24 protein-coding genes are annotated in these 25,215 nt (G+C 41.1%); 22 read left to right on the top strand and 2 right to left on the bottom strand.

Annotation, left to right across the window (positions count from 1 at the left end; translation table 11 throughout):
• Position 1: 1 nt before the first annotated feature.
• Together M998_RS14545 and hpaR are read right to left on the bottom strand one after the other, a co-directional pair.
• Positions 2-1,675, bottom strand: a complete 1,674-nt coding sequence (locus M998_RS14545; protein ID WP_068909511.1) for a ShlB/FhaC/HecB family hemolysin secretion/activation protein — start codon at positions 1,673-1,675, stop codon at positions 2-4.
• 568 nt (positions 1,676-2,243) lie between these two features.
• The gene (gene hpaR, locus M998_RS14540; protein ID WP_068439472.1) at positions 2,244-2,696 is read right to left on the bottom strand and encodes a homoprotocatechuate degradation operon regulator HpaR; all 453 of its coding nucleotides are present in this window, start codon (positions 2,694-2,696) and stop codon (positions 2,244-2,246) included.
• Positions 2,697-3,190: 494 nt separating this feature from the next.
• On the opposite strand from hpaR, the gene M998_RS14535 reads away from it, so the two are divergent.
• From M998_RS14535 to M998_RS14430, 22 genes are all read left to right on the top strand, one after another.
• Entirely contained in the window at positions 3,191-3,820 is a 630-nt protein-coding gene (locus M998_RS14535; protein WP_068909509.1) for a fumarylacetoacetate hydrolase family protein, read from the top strand.
• Between the two features lies 1 nt (position 3,821).
• Positions 3,822-4,601 carry a fumarylacetoacetate hydrolase family protein gene (locus tag M998_RS14530; RefSeq protein ID WP_068439467.1) on the top strand — a complete coding sequence of 260 codons (780 nt, stop codon included), beginning with the start codon at positions 3,822-3,824 and terminating at the stop codon, positions 4,599-4,601.
• Positions 4,601-6,067, top strand: a complete 1,467-nt coding sequence (gene hpaE, locus M998_RS14525; RefSeq protein ID WP_068909507.1) for a 5-carboxymethyl-2-hydroxymuconate semialdehyde dehydrogenase — start codon at positions 4,601-4,603, stop codon at positions 6,065-6,067. The genes M998_RS14530 and hpaE overlap by 1 nt, the downstream gene beginning before the upstream one ends.
• 283 nt (positions 6,068-6,350) lie before the next feature.
• Complete coding sequence (gene hpaD / locus M998_RS14520; protein ID WP_068439463.1) at positions 6,351-7,232, top strand: 3,4-dihydroxyphenylacetate 2,3-dioxygenase; 882 nt, start codon at positions 6,351-6,353, stop codon at positions 7,230-7,232.
• A gap of 9 nt (positions 7,233-7,241) precedes the next feature.
• Complete coding sequence (locus M998_RS14515; RefSeq protein ID WP_068909506.1) at positions 7,242-7,622, top strand: 5-carboxymethyl-2-hydroxymuconate Delta-isomerase; 381 nt, start codon at positions 7,242-7,244, stop codon at positions 7,620-7,622.
• A gap of 62 nt (positions 7,623-7,684) precedes the next feature.
• Complete coding sequence (locus tag M998_RS14510; RefSeq protein WP_074379442.1) at positions 7,685-8,911, top strand: Bcr/CflA family multidrug efflux MFS transporter; 1,227 nt, start codon at positions 7,685-7,687, stop codon at positions 8,909-8,911.
• On the top strand, positions 8,908-10,371 hold the full coding sequence (locus tag M998_RS14505) for an NAD-dependent succinate-semialdehyde dehydrogenase (protein ID WP_068909504.1): 1,464 nt from the start codon (positions 8,908-8,910) through the stop codon (positions 10,369-10,371). Before M998_RS14510 ends, M998_RS14505 begins: the two co-directional genes overlap by 4 nt.
• Positions 10,372-10,519: 148 nt before the next feature.
• Positions 10,520-11,323: a 2-oxo-hept-4-ene-1,7-dioate hydratase gene (hpaH, locus tag M998_RS14500; protein ID WP_068439458.1), complete on the top strand. Its 804-nt coding sequence runs from the start codon at positions 10,520-10,522 to the stop codon at positions 11,321-11,323.
• Positions 11,324-11,333: 10 nt separating this feature from the next.
• A complete protein-coding gene (hpaI, locus tag M998_RS14495) occupies positions 11,334-12,140 on the top strand; it encodes a 4-hydroxy-2-oxoheptanedioate aldolase (protein WP_068909502.1) in 807 nt (268 codons plus the stop codon).
• A 159-nt stretch (positions 12,141-12,299) separates the two neighbouring features.
• Complete coding sequence (gene hpaX, locus M998_RS14490; RefSeq protein ID WP_068909500.1) at positions 12,300-13,670, top strand: 4-hydroxyphenylacetate permease; 1,371 nt, start codon at positions 12,300-12,302, stop codon at positions 13,668-13,670.
• A 304-nt stretch (positions 13,671-13,974) separates the two neighbouring features.
• Positions 13,975-14,865: a 4-hydroxyphenylacetate catabolism regulatory protein HpaA gene (gene hpaA / locus M998_RS14485; RefSeq protein ID WP_068909498.1), complete on the top strand. Its 891-nt coding sequence runs from the start codon at positions 13,975-13,977 to the stop codon at positions 14,863-14,865.
• 451 nt (positions 14,866-15,316) lie between these two features.
• Positions 15,317-16,879, top strand: a complete 1,563-nt coding sequence (gene hpaB / locus M998_RS14480) for a 4-hydroxyphenylacetate 3-monooxygenase, oxygenase component (RefSeq protein ID WP_068439449.1) — start codon at positions 15,317-15,319, stop codon at positions 16,877-16,879.
• Between the two features lie 19 nt (positions 16,880-16,898).
• Complete coding sequence (gene hpaC, locus M998_RS14475) at positions 16,899-17,417, top strand: 4-hydroxyphenylacetate 3-monooxygenase, reductase component (RefSeq protein ID WP_068439447.1); 519 nt, start codon at positions 16,899-16,901, stop codon at positions 17,415-17,417.
• A 261-nt stretch (positions 17,418-17,678) separates the two neighbouring features.
• Positions 17,679-18,491, top strand: a complete 813-nt coding sequence (locus M998_RS14470) for a winged helix-turn-helix domain-containing protein (RefSeq protein ID WP_068439681.1) — start codon at positions 17,679-17,681, stop codon at positions 18,489-18,491.
• Positions 18,481-18,963 carry a FidL-like protein gene (locus M998_RS14465; RefSeq protein WP_068909496.1) on the top strand — a complete coding sequence of 161 codons (483 nt, stop codon included), beginning with the start codon at positions 18,481-18,483 and terminating at the stop codon, positions 18,961-18,963. Before M998_RS14470 ends, M998_RS14465 begins: the two co-directional genes overlap by 11 nt.
• 404 nt (positions 18,964-19,367) lie before the next feature.
• Positions 19,368-19,919, top strand: coding sequence for a fimbrial protein (locus tag M998_RS14460; protein ID WP_068909495.1), 552 nt, complete (start codon positions 19,368-19,370; stop codon positions 19,917-19,919).
• A 43-nt stretch (positions 19,920-19,962) separates the two neighbouring features.
• Positions 19,963-20,520: a fimbrial protein gene (locus M998_RS14455; RefSeq protein WP_068439439.1), complete on the top strand. Its 558-nt coding sequence runs from the start codon at positions 19,963-19,965 to the stop codon at positions 20,518-20,520.
• A gap of 34 nt (positions 20,521-20,554) precedes the next feature.
• The gene (locus tag M998_RS14450; protein WP_068909493.1) at positions 20,555-23,044 is read left to right on the top strand and encodes a fimbria/pilus outer membrane usher protein; all 2,490 of its coding nucleotides are present in this window, start codon (positions 20,555-20,557) and stop codon (positions 23,042-23,044) included.
• Between the two features lie 16 nt (positions 23,045-23,060).
• Positions 23,061-23,789, top strand: a complete 729-nt coding sequence (locus tag M998_RS14445; protein ID WP_068909491.1) for a fimbrial biogenesis chaperone — start codon at positions 23,061-23,063, stop codon at positions 23,787-23,789.
• A gap of 28 nt (positions 23,790-23,817) precedes the next feature.
• Positions 23,818-24,168: a hypothetical protein gene (locus M998_RS14440; RefSeq protein ID WP_068909489.1), complete on the top strand. Its 351-nt coding sequence runs from the start codon at positions 23,818-23,820 to the stop codon at positions 24,166-24,168.
• The gene (locus tag M998_RS14435; RefSeq protein WP_068909487.1) at positions 24,161-24,694 is read left to right on the top strand and encodes a fimbrial protein; all 534 of its coding nucleotides are present in this window, start codon (positions 24,161-24,163) and stop codon (positions 24,692-24,694) included. Before M998_RS14440 ends, M998_RS14435 begins: the two co-directional genes overlap by 8 nt.
• Positions 24,695-24,705: 11 nt before the next feature.
• On the top strand, positions 24,706-25,212 hold the full coding sequence (locus M998_RS14430; RefSeq protein ID WP_068909485.1) for a fimbrial protein: 507 nt from the start codon (positions 24,706-24,708) through the stop codon (positions 25,210-25,212).
• Positions 25,213-25,215 lie beyond the last annotated feature (3 nt).

The following is a 25,215-nucleotide window of genomic DNA, read 5'->3' as shown; positions in this document are numbered from 1 at the left end:
GCTACAAAGAGAATGAGACCGACCAGTAAGCCGACCAATTATCTGGTTTAAGTTGTGAGGGATAATGCAAAGGCTTACTGAGTAGAAACTGGGAATAAAACAGGCTATTGCCTGTAAAAGAGAGGCCAACGGCTCCCCCCGCCAAGGTGTCATGTTCAACATGGTATTTATCTGAGGCGATAAAACCGTAATCTAAGGCACTAATAAAACGGAGTTGTCCCATTGCCGTATTGGCGATGTCTTTATTGATTTCATTACGCCAATATCCGCCTCGGTTACCACTCAAAGACTGTTCATGGAAGCCACGAACAGAGTACTGCCCGCCAATACTCATGCGTTCAATGCCGTATAAGTTATCGGGCGAATATTGACCATAAAATGAGGTTAAATAGGTCATGCCATTGGAAAAATAATACTGATAGCTGCTACTTAAACTGAATTTTCGGTAATGGCTGCGCGGCGAGTCTTTTGCGAGGGTGTCAGGTGATGAACCAAAGGCAGATATCCCCCATTCAGCGATCGGGTTAAATGTAAAATAACCTTGACCAAGGGTGGTGCTGTACTGGGGGGTAAACGAGAGTGAGGTTAACGTTGGACTGCTGATACTCAGCGTTTGGGAGGCTAACTGGGTACGGGCATTTTTATGTTTTAAACTGCCTTGTAATGTTAAACGCTGCTTGCCATCACGATAAATTAAACAGCTTACATCAAATTGCTGATTGGTGTTTTTCCCTTCATAACGGTATTGCTGACCCGATGCATGAAACGGCTGTAATGTGTTGTTGCGGTAAAACTGGTAACGGTAAGACCAGTAGCCATAAGGGATATTGATTGCTGCAACCGTGTAGCGATTATGGTGGGATGGGCTTCCATCCATATCTGTATTGGCCGAGGCGGACCACTGTTCACCAAATCCTAAAGGGGAATCTACGGTTAAGCTACCCGTAAGCAGTTGTTTTCCCGTTGCCTTCATACCTGAATTATCGAGATTCAATTGACCTGTTATCGGCCATTTTTTCCCTTGTTGGTGAATAATAATTCGAGAATAACCATTTTGGGTTCCTGGCTGGATATCGATGGTGTATTTGGCAGATGATAATCGGTTGAGTTGCTCCAACCCTTGTTCAATATCCCGTAAATTTAATATTTCTCCCTGTTGATGGGGAAATATCTGATGAACTAAACGCTCTGGGGAATCCTCAATCTCGATAGTTTCAATATGCCCTTCAATAACTTGTAATATTAATTGATGTGAGGATAAATCTTGTTCAGGGACGATTGCTTGAGAGGTAATAAACCCCTGTTCAATATAGTAATTAGTCACATGCTTGGTGAGTTCGTGTATTTCACCTAGTGTGAGGCAGCGTTTTAGATAAGGTGAGATTAATTGGGTTTGGATTGTACTGCTGAGCAGTGTTGTACCAACAAATTGGATCTCGCCGACAGGGAAACATATTTCATCTTGGGAAGGGAGAGGAGAAGCATCATCAATGGGGATTGTACTTTGTTTTTCCAATAGATTACGTTGGTTCAGCTCCGACTCTAGCCGCTGTTTTTGTTCAAATTGAATGCTTTCCTGTGTGGAGGGCAGCAATTGATGTTCTGCATAGCCATAAGGCGAAATCATGAATAACGATATGTATAATAAACGCCACAATATTTGATGGTTTGTCATTTTACTTAAGCTTTCGTCACAAACGGTAAATTTAACGTAATGTAACTTATTCTCATTAACTGTTTTTAGATAAAAAATATTCGCTATGACTAAAATTTAATCCATTTACATTTAATGTGGTTATTTGTTGCTTATTTCGCTTAATTTCTTCAAAAAACACTAAATTAACGGTAAAAATTAGTGTTATATATCGAAAATCAATTGTTTGATTTTAATGAGGATAATTTTTATTGAAGAATTTATTACAAATAACTCTACATACAATTTCACAATTGCAAAAAGGATATGACAGTAAGGGATTTAGAACTTATCTAACAAGTCTAAATAATTTGGGTTGCAGCTAGGCGACAATTGAAGTTATCGCGGAGAGCATATATCAGTATGTGACCCGAGTGGCTGAGCGCAGCCAACAACGCTGCGGCTCAAAGTATGACAAAAAACATACTCTAAATAATTTGGGTTGCAGCTAGGCGGCAATTGAGCTAATCCTTGGGAACATACATAAGTATGTGACCGAGGTTAGCGAATGAAGTCAACAACGCTGCGGCTCAAAGTATGACGAGTATATTTATGCGCTTTTGCGCTTCTCAAGAATATCACTATAATCTGGGCTCTCTAACGCAATCAGCTCATCCAATAATGCGGTCAAACGCTGCATTTTTTCAGGTGAAAATGCTTGCTCTATTTTTTGATAACCTTCTTCCACTTCCTGACGGGCTTTATCGTATAAGTCTTGCCCTGCTGGCGTTAGTGAAACATACAATTTTCGTTGGTCATTCAACGGTTTTAAACGAAAAATTAACCCTTCGCGTTCCATACGCGTCAAAATCCCAGTCATGCTAGGACGAAGAATACAGGTTTGAACTGATAACTCATGAAAATCAATTGAACGTTTATCAGCTAAAACTCGAATAATACGCCATTGCTGTTCAGTCAAATTATATGACTTCAGTATTGGCCGAAAGAACCCCATTGCTGTCTCTCTCGCCTGCAATAATGCAATTGTCAATGATTCATGCATAAGCTTAAAACTCACCACTTAATTAACGTTATTAAATACCCAAATAAAGGTATTGCTTGATATTCCCTTAATCCTTCAATTTGTCTTGGAATTGTTGTGAATAGAAGAAATTCACTCTGTACCTACAGTAAATTGAATTATTTGGGACATATGTTGTTTTTTTACATTTAGCTGTTTTTGTGACACCAATACGACTAACTACCTTGAATGCAAGATTAGCACGGTAAAATAACAATCTCAAAGAAAAAGCCCAAAATATTAATGAGTAAATAACTTTAAAAATCAACATTAAGTTAATGTAATGTAAATTTAAAAAATAACATCAAATAATAAATTCATTACAAATAAAGACTTACAAAGTGAACGTCAGAATATGTTAATGAGATCACAATTAAAATTAACATTCACACAAAGCTATTGCCAATTCCAAATTTATACTTTATTAATATATTAACAATTACTCGAAAGTAGAATTTTTTAATAAGGAGTTGTCAATGAAAGGCACTGTTTTTGCCGTTGCCCTCAATCATCAAAGCCAGCTTAACCATTGGCTAGAGGCATTCCAGCAAGCCCCTTATAAAACCCCACCAAAGACACCTGTGTGGTTTATTAAGCCGCGTAATACACGGATCAAGTCAGGGGAGCCTATATTGCACCCGGCTAATGAAGAAGTACAAAGTGGCGCAACACTGGCAATCGTGATTGGCAAAGAAGCTCGCAAAGTTAGCAAAGAAAAAGCAGCTGATTTTATCGCTGGTTTTGCATTAGCTAACGAAGTTAGCTTGCCAGAAGACACTTTTTATCGCCCTGCAATTAAATCGAAATGCCGCGATAGCTTCTGCCCGATTGGCGAAATGGTCAAAACCTCGCTATCTACACCCGTCGAAATAATGACATTAATTAATGGCAAAGAAGCCGACCGTTGGTCAACAAAAGACTTGATCCGCGATGCGAGTGAATTGGTTGCAGCATTAAGTGATTTTGCCACCTTAAAAGAAGGCGATGTCATCCTGATAGGCACACCACAACAACGCGTCACTATCAAACCCGGTGATGAAGTCGTTATTCAAGCGGAAGGCTTCCCAAGTCTGAAAAATACCGTTGTTGCGGCAGGAGGACAATAAGATGAGCAGCATAACCAAGCATGCAAAAATTCGCTATAAAGGCACTGAATATTCCGTCACTGTTGGCGACAACGAAGAGATTAAATTACCAAATGGTGATGTAATTTCAGGTACATCCGCAGATGTTGAATGGCTGCCACCCGCACAAGGTACATTGTTCGCCCTTGGTTTGAACTATGCTGACCATGCTGCTGAATTAGAATTTAAGCCACCTGAAGAGCCTCTGATTTTCCTAAAAGCAGAGAACAGTTTAACCGGACATCGCCAAGTTTCAGTACGTCCTGATAATGTGGAATATATGCATTATGAGTCTGAATTAGTTGTGGTTATAGGTAAAACCGCACACAAAGTCTCCCAAGAAGATGCAATGGACTATGTTGCTGGCTATACCGTGTGTAATGACTATGCGATCCGTGACTATTTAGAAAATTATTACCGTCCAAACCTACGCGTGAAAAGCCGCGATACGCTAACGCCAATTGGCCCTTGGATTGTTGATAAAGCTGATATTAAAGATCCCCATAACCTTGTGCTGTATACCTACGTTAATGGTGAATTACGCCAAAAAGGCACGACGGCGGATCTGATTTTTAATATCCCATTTTTAATTGCTTACCTAAGTGATTTCATGACATTACAACCCGGTGACATGATTGCAACTGGAACGCCTAAAGGGCTTTCTGATGTGGTTCCTGGGGATGAAGTGATTGTTGAGGTTGAAGGGGTAGGCAGGCTGGTTAATACCATTATCAGCGAAAAAGATTATGAGGAACGTGTGTAATGACTCAGATTAATCATTGGATCAATGGCAAAAATGTTGCCAGCAAAGAATATTTTGAAACCACTAACCCTGCCACAGGAGAAGTCTTAGCCGAAGTGGCTTCAGGTGGGCAAGATGAAATCAATCAAGCGGTTGCCGCTGCGAAAGAGGCCTTTCCAAAATGGGCCAATACGCCGATGAAAGAGCGTGCGCGTTTAATGCGTCGCCTTGGTGAATTGATTGATGAAAACGTTCCGCAAATCGCTGAAATGGAAACCAAAGATACCGGTTTACCTATCCATCAAACCAAAAATGTTTTGATCCCGCGAGCATCTCACAACTTTGAGTTTTTTGCCGAAATTTGTCAGCAGATGAATGGCCGCACCTACCCTGTTGATGACAAGATGATGAACTACACATTAGTTCAACCTGTTGGTGTCTGCGCGTTGATTTCCCCATGGAACGTGCCGTTTATGACCGCTACATGGAAAACCGCCCCATGTTTAGCGCTTGGTAATACCGCCGTACTGAAAATGTCAGAGCTATCGCCACTTTCAGCCAATCGTTTAGGTGAATTAGCCCTTGAAGCAGGTATTCCAGCGGGTGTCCTTAACGTGGTTCAAGGCTACGGAAGTACTGCGGGTGACGCTCTAGTTAAACACCATGATGTTCGTGCGGTGTCATTTACGGGCGGTACGGCGACAGGTCGTATGATCATGCAAAATGCGGGTCTGAAAAAATATTCAATGGAACTCGGCGGTAAATCTCCGGTTCTCATTTTTGAAGATGCCGATATCGAACGTGCATTAGATGCGGCTTTGTTTACTATTTTTTCTATTAATGGTGAACGTTGTACGGCTGGCTCACGTATTTTCATTCAAGAAAGCATTTACCCTGAGTTCGTTAAACGTTTTGCTGAACGCGCTAATCGCCTGATCGTCGGTGACCCGAACGATCCAAAAACCCAAGTAGGTGCATTGATTAGCCAGCAACACTGGGACAAAGTCTCCGGTTATATCCGAATCGGTATGGAAGAAGGCGCAACCTTATTAGCTGGAGGTCCAGACAAACCTACGGATCTACCTGCTCATCTGAAAGGTGGTAACTTCCTGCGTCCAACCGTACTGGCTGATGTCGATAACCGCATGCGTGTTGCCCAAGAAGAGATTTTCGGCCCAGTGGCTTGCTTGATCCCATTCAAATCTGAAGAAGATGGCCTGCGCATGGCAAATGACATTGAGTATGGTTTGGCTTCTTATATTTGGACACAAGATGTCAGCAAAATCCTGCGCTTATCACGCAATATCGAAGCGGGAATGGTGTTTGTTAACACCCAAAACGTTCGCGATCTACGCCAACCATTCGGCGGTGTCAAAGCCTCTGGTGTCGGCCGTGAAGGTGGTGAATATAGCTTCGATGTATTCGCAGAAATGAAAAACGTCTGCATTTCCTTCGGGGATCACAACATTCCTCGTTGGGGTGTTTAAGCTTTATTATCAGCCGTTTTATGAATTGTTATTAAATCTACGTCATACAAAATTAAGTCAAGCTATTGCTTATCCTAAATAATTCGTGATGTAGCAAGGCGGCAAACGATGACATCTCGGGGAGCATACATAAGTATGTGACCCGAGTGACAGAGTAAAGCCAACACAGCTATAGCGCGAAGTATGACGGATAAAAGGAGCATACTTAAGTATGTGACTCGGGTGGCTTAGTGAAAGCCAACACAGCTACAGCTCGAATTATTTAGGGTAAAGGATAAGGGTTATGGGGAAATTAGCACTCGCCGCAAAAGTCACACACGTACCATCGATGTACCTGTCAGAGCTGCCAGGTAAAAACTTTGGCTGTCGCCAATCTGCCATTGACGGGCACAAAGAAATCAGCCGCCGTTGTCGCGAATTAGGCGTTGATACCATTATTGTTTTTGATACTCACTGGCTAGTTAACAGTGCTTACCATATTAACTGCGCTGACCATTTTGAAGGCATTTATACCAGTAATGAACTCCCTCATTTTATTCGTGATATGGAATATAACTATGATGGGAACTCAGAACTTGGTCGGATGATCGGTGAAGAAGCACGTAAACTTGGCGTTCGAGCGCAGTCACACGAAATTCCAAGCTTAACGCTCGAATATGCCACATTAGTCCCAATGCGCTACATGAATAGCGATAAACACTTCAAAGTGATCTCTATTTCCGCATTCTGCACCTCTCACAGTTTTGAAGATAGTCGTAAGTTAGGTGAAGCCGTACTGACTGCCATTGAAAAATATGATGGCACTGTTGCAGTACTCGCCAGCGGCTCTTTATCTCACCGCTTTATCGATGACCAACGTGCTGAAGAAGGTATGAACAGCTACACACGTGAGTTTGACGAGCAAATGGATAAACGCGTGGTGAAATTATGGCGTGAAGGCCGCTTCGACGAATTCTGCAAAATGCTGCCTGAATACGCCGATTACTGTTACGGAGAAGGTCATATGCATGACACCGTGATGCTACTGGGTATGCTCGGCTGGGATAAATATGCGGAAGGCGTTGAAATCTTAACTGACCTGTTCCCTAGCTCTGGAACGGGACAATTAAATGCCATATTCCCGCTGCCTAAATATATTACCGAAAAAAAAGCGGTTAACGCATAAGGAGTTACCATGCCTCATTTTTATGCTGAATGCACTGACAATATTCGTGAAGAAGCCAAGCTACCAAGCTTGTTCGCTAAAGTGAATAGCGCGCTTGCTGACACGGGTATTTTCCCTTTAGCCGGTATTCGTAGCCGCGCTATTTGGTTAGATACTTGGCAAATGGCTGACGGTAAACAGGATTATGCGTTTGTGCATATGACGCTAAAAATTGGGGCAGGTCGTTCCCTCGAAGATAGAGAAAAAACAGCGGAAATGCTGTTTACGCTGATTAAAGCGCACTTTGCCGATTTAATGGCAGAACGTTATTTGGCACTCTCTTTTACCCTAGAAGAACTCGATCCGGTACTTAATTACAAGCAAAACAATGTGCACGCATTGTTTAAATAAAAATCATTTAAATAAAAATAGTTTAAATCGTAATTAATAAAGGCAGCGTAAAGGGGGGAGCTATGGTGACTAAATTCGAACAGCAGATACCTAAATGGCTTATTCCGCTACTCGGATCTCTGGTGGCTTTTGGCCCCTTATCGATTGATATGTATCTGCCTGCCCTTCCGCAAATGGGGCAAGCACTACACGCAACCCAAGGGCAAATGCAATATACCCTTGGGGCTTTCTTTGCCGGTTTCTGTATCGGAATGCTGTTTTATGGTCCGCTCAGTGACCAATTAGGCCGACGTAAAATGCTTTTGAGTGGGCTGGCAATTTTTACGGTCGCTAGCTTGCTCTGTGCGCAAGCCACTAGTGCGGATGCCTTGATATTTTTTAGAGCATTACAAGCCTTTGGAAGTGGCGCGGCCATTGTGATGGCAAGGGCTATCGCAAGGGATGTTTATCCCTCTAATGAGCTACCAAAAGTATTATCTCTGATGACGTTAGTCACGATGGTAGCCCCGCTACTCGCCCCTTTATTAGGTGGATTCTTGTTATTGCATTTCCAATGGCAAGCCATTTTTTATCTTCTGGCGTTAATTGGCCTAGTGTCGGTAGGCACGATTTTTTTCCTACTCCCTGAAACGCTACCCCATGAACGTGAGTCGACAAATTTAGTCAGTACCGCATTTCGTAACTATGCAAAGGTGCTTGCAGATAAAGAAGCACTGAGCATCATTGGCACAATGTCATTCTCTTTCGCCGGTATGTTCGCCTTTATCAGTGGCTCACCGTTTGTCTACATCAATTATTTCGGTGTTTCTGAACAATATTATGGTTTGCTTTTTGGCTGCAATATATTGGGAATGGTAGTGATGCTGCTACTTAATGTTCGGCTACTCAAAGTGTACAGCCTCAATCGCATACTGGGTATGCAAAGCGGGATCCAACTACTTTTTGGCTTGTTATTGTTAATTTTTTACCAACAAAGCCTGACTATTATTGTTATTCTGGTGGTGTTGTTTCTATCAATGGTTAATGCCATCGGTACCAACAGCTTGTCACTGCTACTGCAACAACGTGGAAAGATCGCTGGTAGCGCCAGTGCACTTGCTATCTCAATTCAATTTGCATTGGCTGCCCTCGCCAGCGTTGCTGTTTCAGTACTGCAAGATGAATCCCCATTTGCTATGGCACTCGTTATGGCAATTTGTGCCGGACTGAGTTTCACAAGCCAACGCTTGTCCGCTAAAAATGTTCACGCACAAATTCACTCGGTGTCTTCGGAGAAAAACGAAAAATGAGCATAAATACCAATTCTACATTATTCCGCCAGCAGGCTTATATCAACGGTCAATGGGTTGATGCCCAAGATGGCAGCGTGTTCGAGGTGACTAATCCTGCGAATAATGATGTTATTGCGAAGGTGAGTAATGTCGGGGCATTAGAGACCCAAAAAGCTATCGAAGCCGCTGAAAAAGCGCTGCCAGAATGGCGTGCCAAAAGTGCCAAAGAACGTAGCCAAATTTTAAATAAATGGTTCCGTTTAATGATGGATAACCAAAAAGAATTAGCGCAATTACTCAGTGCCGAACAAGGTAAATCGATTGCCGAATCAATGGGCGAAATTGCCTATGGTGCCAGCTTTATTGAGTGGTTTGCAGAAGAAGGTAAACGCATTTACGGCGAGACGATCCCATCCCCATTACCCGGTCGTCGCTTAGTGACTATCAAACAACCTGTTGGTGTTGTGGCGGCAATTACGCCTTGGAATTTTCCAAATGCGATGATCACTCGTAAAGTCGGCCCAGCGCTGGCAGCGGGTTGCACCATGGTACTAAAACCTGCCGCTGAAACGCCATTATCAGCCCTTGCGCTTGCTGCTCTCGGTGAGGAAGCCGGCATTCCCGCTGGTGTATTTAATATTGTTCCCGGTACCGATGCAAAAGCCATTGGCGGCGTGATGACCTCTAGCCCTATCGTTCGTAAACTGACATTCACGGGCTCTACCCGTGTTGGTAAATTGTTGATGGAACAATGTGCCAATACCGTGAAAAAAATGTCACTTGAACTCGGCGGTAATGCACCATTTATCGTGTTTGATGATGCCGATTTAGATGCCGCGGTTCAGGGGGCATTAGCGGCAAAATTCCGTAATAGTGGGCAAACTTGCGTTTGTGCTAATCGTATTTTAGTGCAAGAAGGTGTCTATGATGAGTTCGCATCTCGCTTAGCAAAAGCGGTAAACGAACTAAAAATTGGCCCTGCGACACAGCCAGATTCACAGCAAGGCCCGCTTATCAACCAAGCAGCGGTTGATAAAGTCAGTGAGCATATTGCTGATGCCGTTTCCCTCGGTGCAAAAGTAATTGCAGGCGGTAAACCGGCCAGTTTAGGCGGTCTATTCTTCCAGCCAACCGTGCTAACTGGTGTGACTAAATCAATGAAAGTCGCCAAAGAAGAAACTTTCGGCCCATTAGCGCCGCTGTTTAAATTCCGTGATGAAGCTGAAGCGATTGCCCTTGCTAACGATACTGAGTTTGGCTTGGCATCCTATTTCTATTCGCGGGATATTGGCAGAATTTACCGTGTTGCCGAAGCATTAGAAAGCGGCATGGTAGGTATTAACGAAGGCATTATCTCAAATGAAGTTGCCCCATTTGGTGGCATTAAGCAATCAGGTCTAGGTCGTGAAGGTTCACGCTATGGAATCGAAGATTATTTGGAAGTGAAATATCTCTGCTTCGGTGGGCTTTCTAATTAGAAAGCAACATTAGCTGGCGGTCTCCGCTTTTAAAATCTTAGCTGTAAATAAGCTCGAGGTGCATACATAAGTATGTAACTCGAGTTATCGAGTACCACGACGATTTGAAATATAACAAGTACAAAATAAGAGATTAATAGGATTACTCATGCTATCAAAAGAACTCATATCACAAATATCGCAGCGTCTAAATCAGGCTGAAAAATCACGTGAGCAAATACGTCAAATCTCGCTGGATCACCCAGAAATGACGATTGAAGATGCCTATGCCATTCAAAAAGAATGGGTTGGACTCAAGATTTCTGAAGGTAGAGTGCTAAAAGGCCATAAAATCGGTCTTACATCCAAAGCGATGCAAGCCAGTTCGCAAATTGATGAACCTGATTATGGTGCATTACTTGACGATATGTTTTTTGATGATGGCTGTGATATTCCAACAGACCGTTTTATCGTTCCACGTATTGAAGTTGAACTGGCATTTGTCTTAGCAAAACCACTGCGTGGTCCAAATTGCACCTTATTTGATGTCTATAATGCGACCGATTACGTGATACCGGCACTTGAACTCATTGATGCGCGTTGTCATAACATCGATCCTGAAACCAATCGTCCACGTAAAGTGTTCGATACTATCTCTGACAATGCCGCCAATGGGGCAGTAATTTTAGGCGGAAGGCCTATCAAACCTCGCGACCTCGATATGCGTTGGATCAGCGCATTGCTGTATCGCAATGGGGTAATTGAAGAGTCTGGCGTCGCCGCGGCCGTATTAAATCACCCAGCTAATGGCGTTGCATGGTTAGCCAATAAATTAGCACCACACAATGTTGAACTTGAACCCGGGCAAATCATACTTGGAGGATCATTTACGCGTCCAGTTGCCGCACGTAAAGGGGATGTTTTCCACGTTGATTATGGCGTGATGGGCTCAATTAGCTGCCGTTTTGTATAAGGAATTCACTATGGATCTGTTAGAGAACAAATTCAAAAAAGCCCTAAAAACAGGTCAGCCACAAATCGGCTTATGGCTTGGTTTATGCAGCCCATATAGCGCAGAACTACTGGCGGGCGCAGGCTTTGATTGGCTGTTAATTGACGGTGAGCATGCGCCAAATAATGTGCAAACGACGCTTGCTCAACTGCAAGCTATAGCGCCCTACCCATCACAACCTGTCGTGCGCCCACCGTGGAATGACCCTGTGATTATCAAACAGCTATTAGATATTGGTGCACAAACGTTGTTACTGCCGATGGTACAAAATGCAGAACAAGCGCAACAAGCTGTTCGTGCAACTCGCTATCCCCCCGCCGGTATTCGTGGTGTTGGCAGCGCATTAGCCCGTGCTTCTCGTTGGAATCGTATCCCTGATTACCTGCAACGTGCCAATGATGAAATGTGTGTGATTGTGCAGGTTGAAACACGTGAAGCGCTCAATAACCTTCCTGATATTCTTAAGGTTGAAGGGGTTGATGGCGTATTTATTGGCCCTGCCGATCTCAGTGCAGATATGGGGTTTTCGGGTAACCCGAATCACCCTGAAGTTAAAAAAGTCATCGAAGAGGCCATCAAACAAATTCGTGCAGCAGGCCTCGCGCCGGGTATTTTAATGGCCGCCCCGGATGTCGCTGAGCACTATATCAAGCTCGGTGCGCTGTTTGTGGCTGTTGGTGTAGATACCACCTTACTTGCTCGTGCCGCAGAAGCCCTAGCAGAAAAATTTGGTAAGGCTGTATCTGACATTACATCGACGACACCAAGTGTGTATTAGATAAAATAACGAAATCCTCTAAAGAGTGCTATTTACCCTACAGTTCAAGGCACTGCTTAGAAGACGAAAAAAATATCGCAATCACAACATAAGGCAGACATATAAATGACTGCTTAATAGACCCTTGTACCTATAATAACTTGTAATAGAGGGCATCACATGAGTAATCCACAACAGCCAGCTAATAGCAATCCGGCGGATCAACATAAAAATCTTACTGAGCCGCAACAGCAGGTCATTAATAAACTGTTTAAACGTTTAATCGTATTTTTATTTGTCCTGTTTGTTTTTTCATTTTTAGACCGTATTAATATTGGTTTTGCCGGTCTGACAATGGGTAAAGATATCGGGCTTTCTTCCACCATGTTCGGCTTAGCCGCGACCTTGTTTTATGTCACCTACGTTATTTTTGGTATTCCCAGTAATATCATGTTGGGTATCGTCGGTGCTCGCCGCTGGATAGCCACTATCATGGTGCTTTGGGGGATCGCATCCACGGCGACGATGTTCGCGACGGGGCCAACCAGTTTATATGTGCTACGTATGTTGGTGGGTATTGCTGAAGCGGGTTTCTTGCCGGGTATTTTAGTGTATCTCACTTATTGGTTTCCCGCCTATTTCCGTGCTCGCGCTAATGCATTATTTATGATTGCGATGCCAGTCACCATGGCATTCGGCTCTCTTGCTTCGGGCTATATTCTTGGTTTAGATGGCGTTTTAGACCTTAAAGGCTGGCAGTGGTTATTCTTGCTTGAAGGTTTTCCCTCTGTGATCCTCGGTGGCCTAGTTTGGTTTTACCTCGATGACTCACCGAAAAAAGCAAAATGGTTAACTCAAGAAGATAAAGATACGCTGCAAGAGATGATGGATCACGACCAACTTGAGCTGGTACAGCCTCATGGCTCAAAAAGTCATACTGCTTTGCAAAATAAGAGTTTATGGAAAGAAATTTTCACTCCAGTGATATTGATGTATACCGTGGCCTATTTCTGTCTAACAAACACCTTGAGTGCGATTAATATTTGGACGCCACAAATCATGCAAAGCTTTAATCAGGGCAGCAGTAATGCCATGATTGGACTGCTCACGGCCATCCCTCAGTTTTGTACGATCCTCGGGATGATTTATTGGAGCCGACGTTCTGACCGACTACAAGAACGGAAGATGCATACCGCCTTGCCGTACTTATTTGCCGCGGCAGGCTGGGTGCTTGCGGCAATGACAAGCCATTCCGTTGTTCAGTTGCTCGGTATCATTATGGCATCTACCGGTTCCTTTACTGCCATGGCGGTGTTCTGGACAACCCCAGATCAATCAATTAGTTTACGAGCCCGTGCAATCGGAATTGCGGTTATCAATGCAACAGGTAATATAGGCTCGGCGGTCAGTCCTCTGTTAATTGGCTGGCTAAAAGACCAAACCGGCAGTTTCAATTCTGGTCTCTATTTCGTGGCAGGTTTACTGGTCGTTGGTGCGTTGATCGTCATGGCTATCCCAATGAAAAGCTCCCGACCAAGGGCGACACCTTAGACTATAAAACTATCAAATTTAAAGAATTAAGTGCTGCAACAGATTGAAAAAATTGAATTTATTTACCCCCCCTAAATAGGGTTCAAAATAATTCAAGTTGTAGCTAGGCGGCAAGCAAGATAATCCCTAGGAGCATACACAAGTATGTGACTAGGGTTAGCTTGTGTAGCCAACAACGCTGCAGCTTGAAGAATGAAGAACAATTCGAGTTGTAGCTAGGCGGCGAGCGACGAAATCCCTAGGAGCATACATAAGTATGTGACTAGGGTTAGCTTGTGCAGCCAACAACGCTGCAGCTTGAAGTATGAAGGGGAACCAAAAATTGATTACCAATATAGACATCAGCAAAGACTACGACGAAACCCAAGGCAACGACGACGTCCACTACCAAACCTTCGGTAAAATGGCCGCCTTCTTTGGTCGCGACATGCAGGCACATCGTCATGATGGTTTTTTTCAACTTCACTATCTAGTCACTGGGCATATTACTTTGCAACTTGATGAGTTGCGTTATTCGGTTCAGGCACCTTTATTTATTTTGACCCCACCTTCGGTTGCTCATGCATTTTTTACCCAAGAGGATACTGATGGGCACGTTCTCACCGTTCGACAAGATTTAATCAGCCCTTTACTTGAGTCTTTATATCCCGCGAATAGAGATATTGTCGATATTCCGGCTATTTGCCTCTCAGTTGCTGATAAGCCCGATGATATTGATACCTTTAATCATTATTGGTCGTTAATGGCGCGTGAATCTGCCAATGCCTATTCAGGAAAAGATCAGGTCCTTTCATCCCTCGCTCAGGCCTTATTCACTTTTTTACTGCGATCGATTCCTTTGGATGACCACCCTGTTACGGGAGTCAGAGGGGAGCATCGTTTATTCCAACGCTTTAACCAGCTTATTGACCTACATTATTCTGAGCACCTAGCAGTCCCCGAATATGCCAAAAAGCTCGGAGTGACAGAGTCAAGGCTCAAAGATATGTGTCGACGTTTTGCTAACCGACCACCGAAACGACTTATATTTGATCGAATACTGCGTGAAGCAAAACGCATGCTGTTATTCAGTGATAGCCCTGTTTCAGAGATTGCATACCAGCTGGGTTTCAAAGATCCCGCTTACTTTGCTCGATTTTTTAATCGATTAGTCGGTTCATCTCCAAGCCTATGGCGCGAGGAAAATATTCATTAGCCTTCCCTCCCCTTCTTAGCTTTTCATTAGAATCTAATTTATTTTACATTATGCAAACATTTTTGATGCATTGTATCTTTATTTTAAATTATCTTTTATGTTGTTATTATTCACCTGAAAGTGAATGAGCTGATTAAATAACAACCAAACCAAGAAGAAAAATAAAAACATATTAATACAATTAATTCTCTTATCTAATTGATATTTAGTTGCTTTCAATCAAAAATAATAATTACATTAATATATAAACATCGATAGGATCACATTTCTTTCACAAAGACCCATTCTCAACGAAAAGTACCAGCGAACCTTTGGAAAGTCTCTTTAAAATCATCTCAGAAAACGATTCAATTAAGACACAGAAAACAAACATAAAATTAACATAACTTGATGCTTGCGACCTTTTGTTCCCTACATACGCGAGCCCTCTTTGTCAAATAACGAGGCAAACATGAAACCAGAAGATTTCCGTTCAGATGCTAAACGCCCTTTTAACAGTCAAGAATATCTAAAAAGCTTGCAAGATGGTCGTGAAATTTATATCTACGGTGAGCGCGTTAAAGATGTCACGACTCATCCCGCATTTCGTAATTCAGCAGCTTCCATAGGACAATTATATGATGCACTTCATGATAAGACGACTCATGACCAGCTTTGCTGGGGCACCGATACTGGCAACGGCGGATACACTCACAAATTCTTCCGTTTCGCCAAAAGTGCAGAAGAATTGCGCCAACAACGTGATGCAATCGCAGATTGGTCACGCCAAAGCTATGGATGGATGGGACGCACTCCAGACTATAAGGCGGCATTCGCCAGCTGTTTAGGTGCAAATCCAGAGTATTATGGTCAATTCGCCGATAACGCACGTCACTGGTACAAGCGCATTCAAGAAAGCGGCCTTTACTTTAACCATGCGATTGTTAACCCACCTATCGACCGCCATAAGCCTGCCGATGAAGTTAAAGATGTTTATATAAAACTAGAAAAAGAAACTGATGCAGGTATTATCGTCAGCGGTGCAAAAGTAGTCGCAACCAATTCAGCATTGACTCACTATAACTTTATCGGTTTCGGTTCTGCGCAAGTGATGGGAGATAACCCAGACTTCGCACTGATGTTTGTCGCACCAATGGATGCTGATGGCGTAAAATTAATTTCACGTGCATCTTATGAATTAGTGGCTGGTGCAACGGGATCACCTTTTGACTACCCACTATCAAGTCGTTTTGATGAAAATGATGCAATACTCGTGATGGATCATGTTTTGATCCCATGGGAAAACGTCTTGATTTATCGTGATTTTGACCGTGCACGCAACTGGGCAGTACAAGGCGGATTCGCGCGCCTGTTCCCATTACAAGCTTGTGTACGTTTGGCGGTAAAACTGGATTTCATTACTGGGCTTCTACAAAAAAGCCTTGAGTGTACGGGTGTTATCGATTTTCGTGGTGTACAAGCAGACTTAGGTGAAGTGGTTGCATGGCGTAATTTGTTCTGGTCATTGACCGATGCAATGACAGCAGAAGCAAAAGCGTGGGAAGGCGGTGCATTCTTACCAGACACCCAAGCTATCCAGACTTATCGTGTAATGGCACCAATGGCCTACACCAAAATCAAGAATATAATAGAAAGTAACGTCACCAGCGGCTTGATTTACCTGCCATCAAGTGTTCGTGATATGAATAATCCAGAAATTGATAAATATCTGGCTAAATATGTTCGTGGTTCTAACGGTATGGATCACGTTGAACGTATCAAGATTTTAAAATTAATGTGGGATGCTATCGGTAGTGAGTTCGGTGGTCGCCATGAGCTATATGAAATTAACTATGCGGGTAGCCAAGACGAAATTCGCCTGCAATGTCTACGTCATGCCCAAGGTTCTGGCAATATGAAAGCAATGACCGATATGGTTGACCGCTGCTTGTCTGATTACGATCAACACGGCTGGAAGCGTCCACACCTGTATAACAACAACGATATTAATCAGTTAGATTCGCTGCTGAAATAATCGGCAGCAGGAGGTCAATATGTCTTTAGAAAATGAACATCGCCTACGTTTCAGAGATGCGATGGCGAGTCTTGGTGCAGCAGTTAACATCGTCACCACGGATGGTACTGAAGGTTGCTGTGGAATTACTGCCACTGCAGTCTGTTCAGTTACCGATACGCCACCCACTTTGATGGTATGTGTCAACCGCAACAGTGCCATGAATGCGGTATTTCAAAAGAATGGCCGCCTGTGCGTAAACGTACTTAGCCATGACCAAGAAGAGATGGCCTGTCATTTTGCTGGGATGAAAGGTTCTACAATGGAAGAACGTTTCGGCTGGAATGTATGGGATAAAGGCATTTTACAGCAACCTCAACTCAAAAATGCACTGGCTAATTTAGAAGGTGAGATAACGCAAGTGCAAGATATCGGTACGCACTCGGTTTACATGGTTGAGATGAAGCAGATTATCGTCAATGATACAGGGCACGGGCTCGTTTACTTTAAACGTAAATTCCATCCGGTTATGCATCAGATTTTGGAAACAACTGAATAGCTTAGGTATACCCGTCATTCCTCACCGCTGACTAAAAAGCCTCTTTTTTGAGGCTTTTTTCCTTCCATAAAAATAAATGCCACCATTTAGTGAATTAATACAATAAATATTATTTTCTATTTAGACTTAAATTTAATTAACCATTTGATTTTAAATAATATAATTATTTCTCATAATGCCAATTTATTGACACATTACAAATTTAAGGTATAAACTAACTCTATACAGTTGTTATTAACCATAAATAAAACCAATCATAAAATGAAATATTTGATTAATAATATTATTAATTATGACAGTCATCTGGGGCTGTTATACTCCGACAATATTGATGATGCCATAAAATTGACAACAACGTTAAATCGCTTGTTATTGGTTTTAGTGCAAAATAATAATGATGTTTTAGATAGAGAGACTATCTTACATCGAGTGTGGGAAGACCATAATCAGGTTGTGTCTGACAATAACCTCAATAGCAGTATTTCTGTTTTGCGCCGCCACTTATCCTCTTTTTTTGATGGAGAAATCATTACCACTATACCTAAAGTGGGCATAAAATTTTCAGCAGAATTAGAATTTGAAGATAGCGAAAAGTATATTACGCCTAATACGCTTAATTCACTATCGTCGTTAGAAGATGAATATTCACTCGCAGTAAAAACAGAAATTAGCACTAAAGTCGTTACTGCTAAAAAAAATTACATGCTCAATAATCGCTACTTAGAAATAGCACTTATTGGTATTATTATTTTTTGCCTGCTTTACTTATTTAAAAGTTATTTCTTTGCCAATAGAACTGAGTACCCAGAGGTCGGGCGGATAGACCAATGTAGTATTCGCTATATTAATAGCTATCATAAACCAGATACAACAACGGTCAGTTTTTCTATCCTGCAAGAAAAATTGGCAGATCTCAGTATTGACTGTAAAAAACCGGCGACTATTTTCTATTATAATGTCGGTACAGTGACTCATGATAAAAACTTACATGATGATTTTTTATTTCTATCATATTGTCCTAGCACTCCAAAAGATGGTGCGACAGTGAGTTGTGAGAATTTTTATGTTAAATAAAAAACCGATAAGAGCAATTAGTTTACTTATTATTTCTACAATATTAATTTTCGCGAGTATTTATGTCTATTTTATTAAAAATACGCCAGTTATTCCCGAATGCAGTGCGACACTAAAGATAAACATTTCTGATAATCGCTCAAGTTTAAATGGATTTTATCTATTAAGTATCATACCTAACAAGAACGATCCTACTCACCACACCTTTGTAATGAATGGTGATATCAATTACAACGGCAAAGATTACTCTATATCTAGAAAATATTTGATAAAACATTCCTATCAAGGGGACCATTTTTTTTCACGTATTGAAAGTGTTTCTATCGACCCAAGCGACCAAGCCGGTGAAAATGTTAAAGTTAGAGGTATTCCTCAAATCGACCAACTTTATTTCACAAAGATAAAACAGCTAAATAGTAAAAATTATATTATTGAAGAAAATTTCTCCCCGCTTTTCATCTGCACTCAGTAACTCATTTCAATAAAACTCATACAAATGCATAAAATCCTCGTGGTTTTATGCATTTATTTTTTATTTTAAATAAAACCAACATTAAACAACCTTAAAAACACAAACATTAAATATTTATCACAATATTAAAATGGAATAAAAACATTAAATTTCATTTAAAAAACATTAATTTAAGATGAATTAACTGTATTTAATTAAAATTAAAGAATTTAATTTCAAATTACTCTTCTAGGGGATAAACTTATCTCAGTCGAAATGACTCACATTAAACATCACTGTATGGACACAGACATTCGTTATGTAACAGAAATTCATAATGGAATGGATATGAAAAATTACTCCTATTGTTTAGGTCATGCTATTTCAATAGGAATCTACTCTTACTTATTTTAAGGATGTACAACATGAAATTAAATAAACTTTCTCTTGCTGTTTTATTTGCTGCTTCAACTATCTCTACTGCTGCTTTAGCAAGTGGTAATACTGGTGAAATACATTTCAGCGGTCAAGTAGTTAACTCGCCATGTAATATTGAATCAGATAGCCTAAATCAAGAAGTTTCATTTGGCCAGCTTTCAAAAGCATCTTTAGAAGCAGGAAATTCTGCAGATAAAAATATCTCGATCAAATTAAAAGAATGTAACTTTAATGAGTTTAGTAAAGATGGTGAAGGTAATTGGGTTCCAGTAAAAGATATCAAAATCACTTTTGGCGGTAAGCACTATGAAGGTTCTAAGAAAGAATTCTTAGGTGTTACCGGTACTGCATCAAATATCGGTATTCAGATTAAAGACTTTAATTTTGATGAAGCGAAATCTGTAATGAGCCAAATCCGTAATCAACAAGGTGAAAACGTTCTTGAATTTACTGCAATGGCTAAACGTGTTGATGCTTCAACACCAGTAACAGAAGGTGAATTCAACTCTATCGCTGATTTCCAAATCGCTTACGAATAATTTTTATGGGAGGGGGAAACTCCTCCCAATAAAAAGGTTCATTATGAATAAAATACATTTTATATGGATAACTTTATTTTTAAATTCCACTTCATCTTATGCTGAATATACCATTGATGGCGGTATTCGCGGTGAAACCGTGATGCAAGGCTATATTGTGGCAGCACCTTGCTCAATAGAAACAGATAGCCAGTATCAATATATTAATTATGATTACGTTTCTAATGAAAAAACAAACTTATCTGTAATAAAGAAAACCAATCGTAAACCATTTAATATAAAACTAAATAACTGCATTAGTGAGTATGATAAAGAAAAACATAAAGGCATTAGAATTAAATTTCATGCACCTCAAGATATATATAGTAATGCAATTAAGCTGTCAGGCCCTACCACTGGGGTCGTTCTTTACATTTATGACATAAACAATAATTTATTAATCCCAAATAAATCATACTCAATTTTAGATAGCTCAATTTACTTTGATAAAAAGACTAAAACTAGCTATTTAAAATATGAAACAGAGATAGATACAATTAATAATGAAATCGAGCCAGGGGATTACTTTACCACTATTAAATTCAATGTAAGTTACGACTAATAAAACACTCATAATAAATTTGATGAAAAATACTATGGTTAAATTTAATATTTTCACCCGTTTAATTTTTGCTTCTTTTGTATCTACGCTTTCGACAAGCGCATTTTCTGTCGAATTTAATACCGATATGTTAGATACTAAAGATACTCAGAATATTGACTTTAGCCAATTTTCACAGGCAGGATTTATTATGCCTGGAACTTATCATTTGACGCTCAAAGTGAATAATGAGCGCTTAGGCAATGCAAAAGATATTACGGTTAATTCAGCTTCATCGCCAAATGATACTTTGTTTAACCTTGTTTGTATCCCCGCAGATGTCTTGATGCAATTAGGCCTAAAACCAGACGCAATTAAATTAGTTAAATATCGAAATAACGACCAATGTATTGACCTATCAGCACTGGAAGGTTCGGCATTAAACATCGATTTATCGACATTAACCTTATCAATCCTCATTCCACAAAGCTATATCGAATATACCGACCCAAGCTGGGTTCCCCCTGCTCGCTGGGAAGAAGGCGTCAATGGATTTTTACTTGATTATACTCTAACGGGTTCCTTGACACGTCGCAGCTCAGGATCAAAAGAATCTTATATTTCCGCCAATGGTACTACTGGTGTAAATCTCGGTGCTTGGCGTTTGCGCGCTGACTATCAGGCAAACTCACGAAAATCGACCGGAACCTATAATAACCAATACAGTGATTTCGTCTTCAGCCGTTTATTTGCTTATCGTTCGTTATCCAGTATTGCGTCTATTTTAACATTAGGGGAAAACTATTTTTATTCCTCAATTTTTGATGCTTGGCAATATACCGGTATTTCATTAGAAACTGATGAAAATATGATGCCACCTAAATTAACCGGTTACGCCCCGGAGATCATTGGTATCGCAAGAACCAATGCGACCGTCATTGTTAAGAGTCGCGATCGTATTGTATTAGAAACTACTGTTCCCGCAGGACCATTCCAAATTCAAACTCTGGATAGCTCTATTCGAGGGACACTTGATGTCACCGTTCGTGAAGAAAATGGTGAAGAACAAAAGTTCAGTATTACCACCGCTGCGTTACCTTACTTAACGCGCCCTGGCCAATATCGCTATAAATTTGCAGCGGGTAAACCACGCTATAATGGCCGTAGTTTAGAGGGTGATTTAACCGCATCAGGCGAAATTTCCTATGGCCTCAGTAATATTTGGTCAATCTATGGCGGTTCAATTTTATCAAAAAATTACCAAGCCTTATCGACAGGTTTTGGGCGCGATCTCTTTACATTCGGTAGTTTGTCATTTGACATCACCCAGTCTCGTGCCCAGTTACTGGAAAAAACATTACTTGGCCGTAGCTATCGATTGAGCTATTCAAAATCCTTTGATGAAGCCAGAACCGACATTACCTTTGCTGGCTACCGTTTCTCCGATAAGACCTATCGCACTCTGCAGCAAACATTAGATGAACGTCGCAGTAGTTTCGAGACTCAAGCGCAAAAAGAAAGCTATCAAGTTAATGTTAATAAATATTTTGATACATTTTCTCTTGGCGGTAACTACCAATACAACACCTATTGGAATAACCAAGCAGAAGAACAATATGGCGCCTACATAAATACCGCGCTTAATTTGCCATCACTAGGTTTAAAAAATATTAATGTAACCGCATCAGCAACACGTTCCACAAGAGCCGGTTATCGTGATGATGCGCTCAACCTTTATGTCACTATCCCAATGACGCTCGGTAGTAGCTTAAGTTTCTCTGAAGGCTACTCTCGAGATCAAAGTGGACAACGTAGTGCAACCCATAATGTCGGTTATAGCGGTTATAGCGATCAACGTAGCTATAACCTCAATGTGGGCTATCAAACTGGGGCGAATCAAGATGACATGACCAGTTTCAGTGGCTATCTAAATCAAAATTTATCTTATGCATCGCTATCCGCTAATGCCAGCTATGTACCGAGCCAATACCACAGCGTTGGTGGCTCAATTAATGGGGGAATAACCTTAATAAAAGAGGGTATTGCCATGCACCAAGCGGCTTATGGTGGTACGCGTCTGGTCGTCGAAACACCTGGTATAGCTAACGTTCCATTAAATGGCGGTGTGTATAAAACCAATGCCCTCGGTTTAACCGTTATTCCAAATGTCAGTAGCTACCGTAAAACCAGTGCATCAATTAATACCAGTAAGTTGCCAGAGAATGTCGAGGCACTCGAATCAGTAACGGATGTCACCTTGACTCGAGGTGCGATTGGCTACCGTAGCTTAAATGTTATCCAAGGGGAAAAAACCTTTGCACGCTTAAAGTTAGCAGATGACAGCTATCCACCCTTTGGCGCCAGTGTACGAAATAAAAACAATATTGAGCTCGGCATTGTCGGTGAACAAGGCATTACATGGATTGTAGGCGTTATACCACAAGAGCTACTCAGTATTTATTGGGGAAATAAACTTCAATGCAACATACAAATCCCTGATGTTATTCGTACACAAGATGCTTATCCAACTTTAATTTGTCATTGATAATAAGAGAACTAAGATGAAACTAAATTTACCTTTTTTTATTCGTACCAGCGCCTTCACAGCAATGATTGGCGTAATGAGTATTGCACAAGCCGCCGTCACACTTGATCGCACCCGTATTATTTTTGATGGTAACCAGCAATCTATCAATATCACCATCCGTAATGATAATCCGGAGCTACCATACCTCGCTCAGTCGTGGTTAGAAGACGCTTCAGAGAACAAACTTGAAGCAGGGCCAATTATTGCGACACCGCCCATTCAGCGTATGGAACCCAAGTCAACCAGCCTTGTACGCTTAAGTACTGCGCCCGATATTGGCAAACTCCCACAGGATAGGGAATCACTATTTTATTACAACCTAAGAGAGATCCCACCAAAATCAAGTGAAGCCGGTGTGTTGCAAATTGCGCTACAAAGCCGCGTAAAACTATTTTATCGCCCTGAAAGTGTTGTGGCCGAAAGCAAGAAAGAGTGGACCAAACAAATCACTCTAACCCCCACTGCGCAAGGTTATCAATTAAACAATCCGACTGGGTTTTATTTGACCGTAATTGGGCTAGGTAATAGCCAAAAGCAAGCCGAACAGAGTGATTTTGACGCGGTAATGATTCCACCAAAATCGACTCATAGCTTCAAATCTGCAAAATTTACCACGCCATATCTTACTTATATTAATGATTACGGCGGTAAGCCTTCTATTGCATTTAAATGCCAAGCAGCGCAATGCAGCGTAACGGAATAAGTGCCGCAGGATAAACAGGAGTATCAATATGAAATTATATCATTTGGGATTATGGATGCTAACAGTACCGGCTTTTGTGGCAATAGCAACGCCACAATTAACGGGAACTGTCTATGTCAATGCGCGTTTTGTCACTACGCCATGTCAACCTTATGTCACCCTACAACGCGCAATCAATTATGCCAGTGATCCTGTTTATCAATTTAAAATCAGTTTTGCACATTGTATGAAAACTAAGCAGTCTCACCAACGGCTGCCATTTTCACTTAAATTAGGGAGTGAGAAATTAGTTTTTTCAACTCCACTCACCAATAACACGGTTTCTTTTTTAGTACCTTCAAATAATTCGGCTCACCGTTTGGAGATGAGTTATGACTAAATATTTTTCCTCTATTTTCGGCTGTATTACCTTGCTGTTAATAGCAAATAATAGCGTTGCCAATAGTTTATCTGTTTATTTTGAAGGTAATCTTATACCTGCTGGCTGCCAATTATCAGACGATGACAACAAGAAAAAAATCTATTTATCCGGATTACGCTTTTCTTCACTCGAAAATTTGGGGCGTTCAGACACTCAGCCTTTTCAACTGGATATTGTTGATTGCTCCTCTACGGCACTCAATAAAACCATAAAAATCACCTTTAATACCCAAAGTACAGAAATACACAATGGAATCAACTATTTAACAACAACCGGTGAGTCAAATGTGTTACTTGCAATTACCAATAGCAAGGGAAAAGAACTTGAATTTAATACCCCCCTTGACGTCAGCACAATCACTGCAACTGGAAAAGGTTCTGTGAATACACTGACATTTGGTGTTTATGCACAAAAGCCTTTCAACGATCGCTTAAAAACCGGCAGTTTTTCGTCTTTGATTACTTTCAATCTCAATTATCAATAAGGAAAATAAGAATGAATGTAATCCGCTTTTTAATATTATTTACGCTATTGCTATCAGCAAACTTACGAGCAGATGTTCACATTAATATCGAAGCAACACTGGTGCGTCCTTCTTGTGTGATAACCGATGAAAATGGTGAAAAAGAGTTATTTGTTAATTTTCACAATATCGCACTCGACAAGCTAAAAGAAGAAAAACAAACTTTTGGTATTTTAATTAAACAATGTGATTTGAAAAAAAACTTACAAGTTTATCTCGCGCCGAAAGAAGGCGGCACTCTCAATATTAATAATGAGACGGTACTTGCCACCTCTATTGATGGGTTAGGGATCCGCTTCTCCCAATTAAATCAAAGTAGCGCATTAAACCTACATAAGTGGGAAAAATTTGCGCCTACTGTCAGTGGGGACACAGGAACAGTCACGATACAATCACAATTAGTGACTAATCAAGCGGTAGAAACCCTTGATGCAGGCCCATTTAGCGCCGCCTTATCCATCATGATTGATTATCTCTAACAT

The sequence above is a fragment of the Providencia heimbachae ATCC 35613 genome, assembly GCF_001655055.1.
Taxonomy (GTDB): Bacteria; Pseudomonadota; Gammaproteobacteria; order Enterobacterales; family Enterobacteriaceae; genus Providencia; species Providencia heimbachae.
The sequence above is the reverse complement of the archived record's forward strand: the minus strand, read 5'-3'. Positions and strand labels throughout refer to the sequence as shown.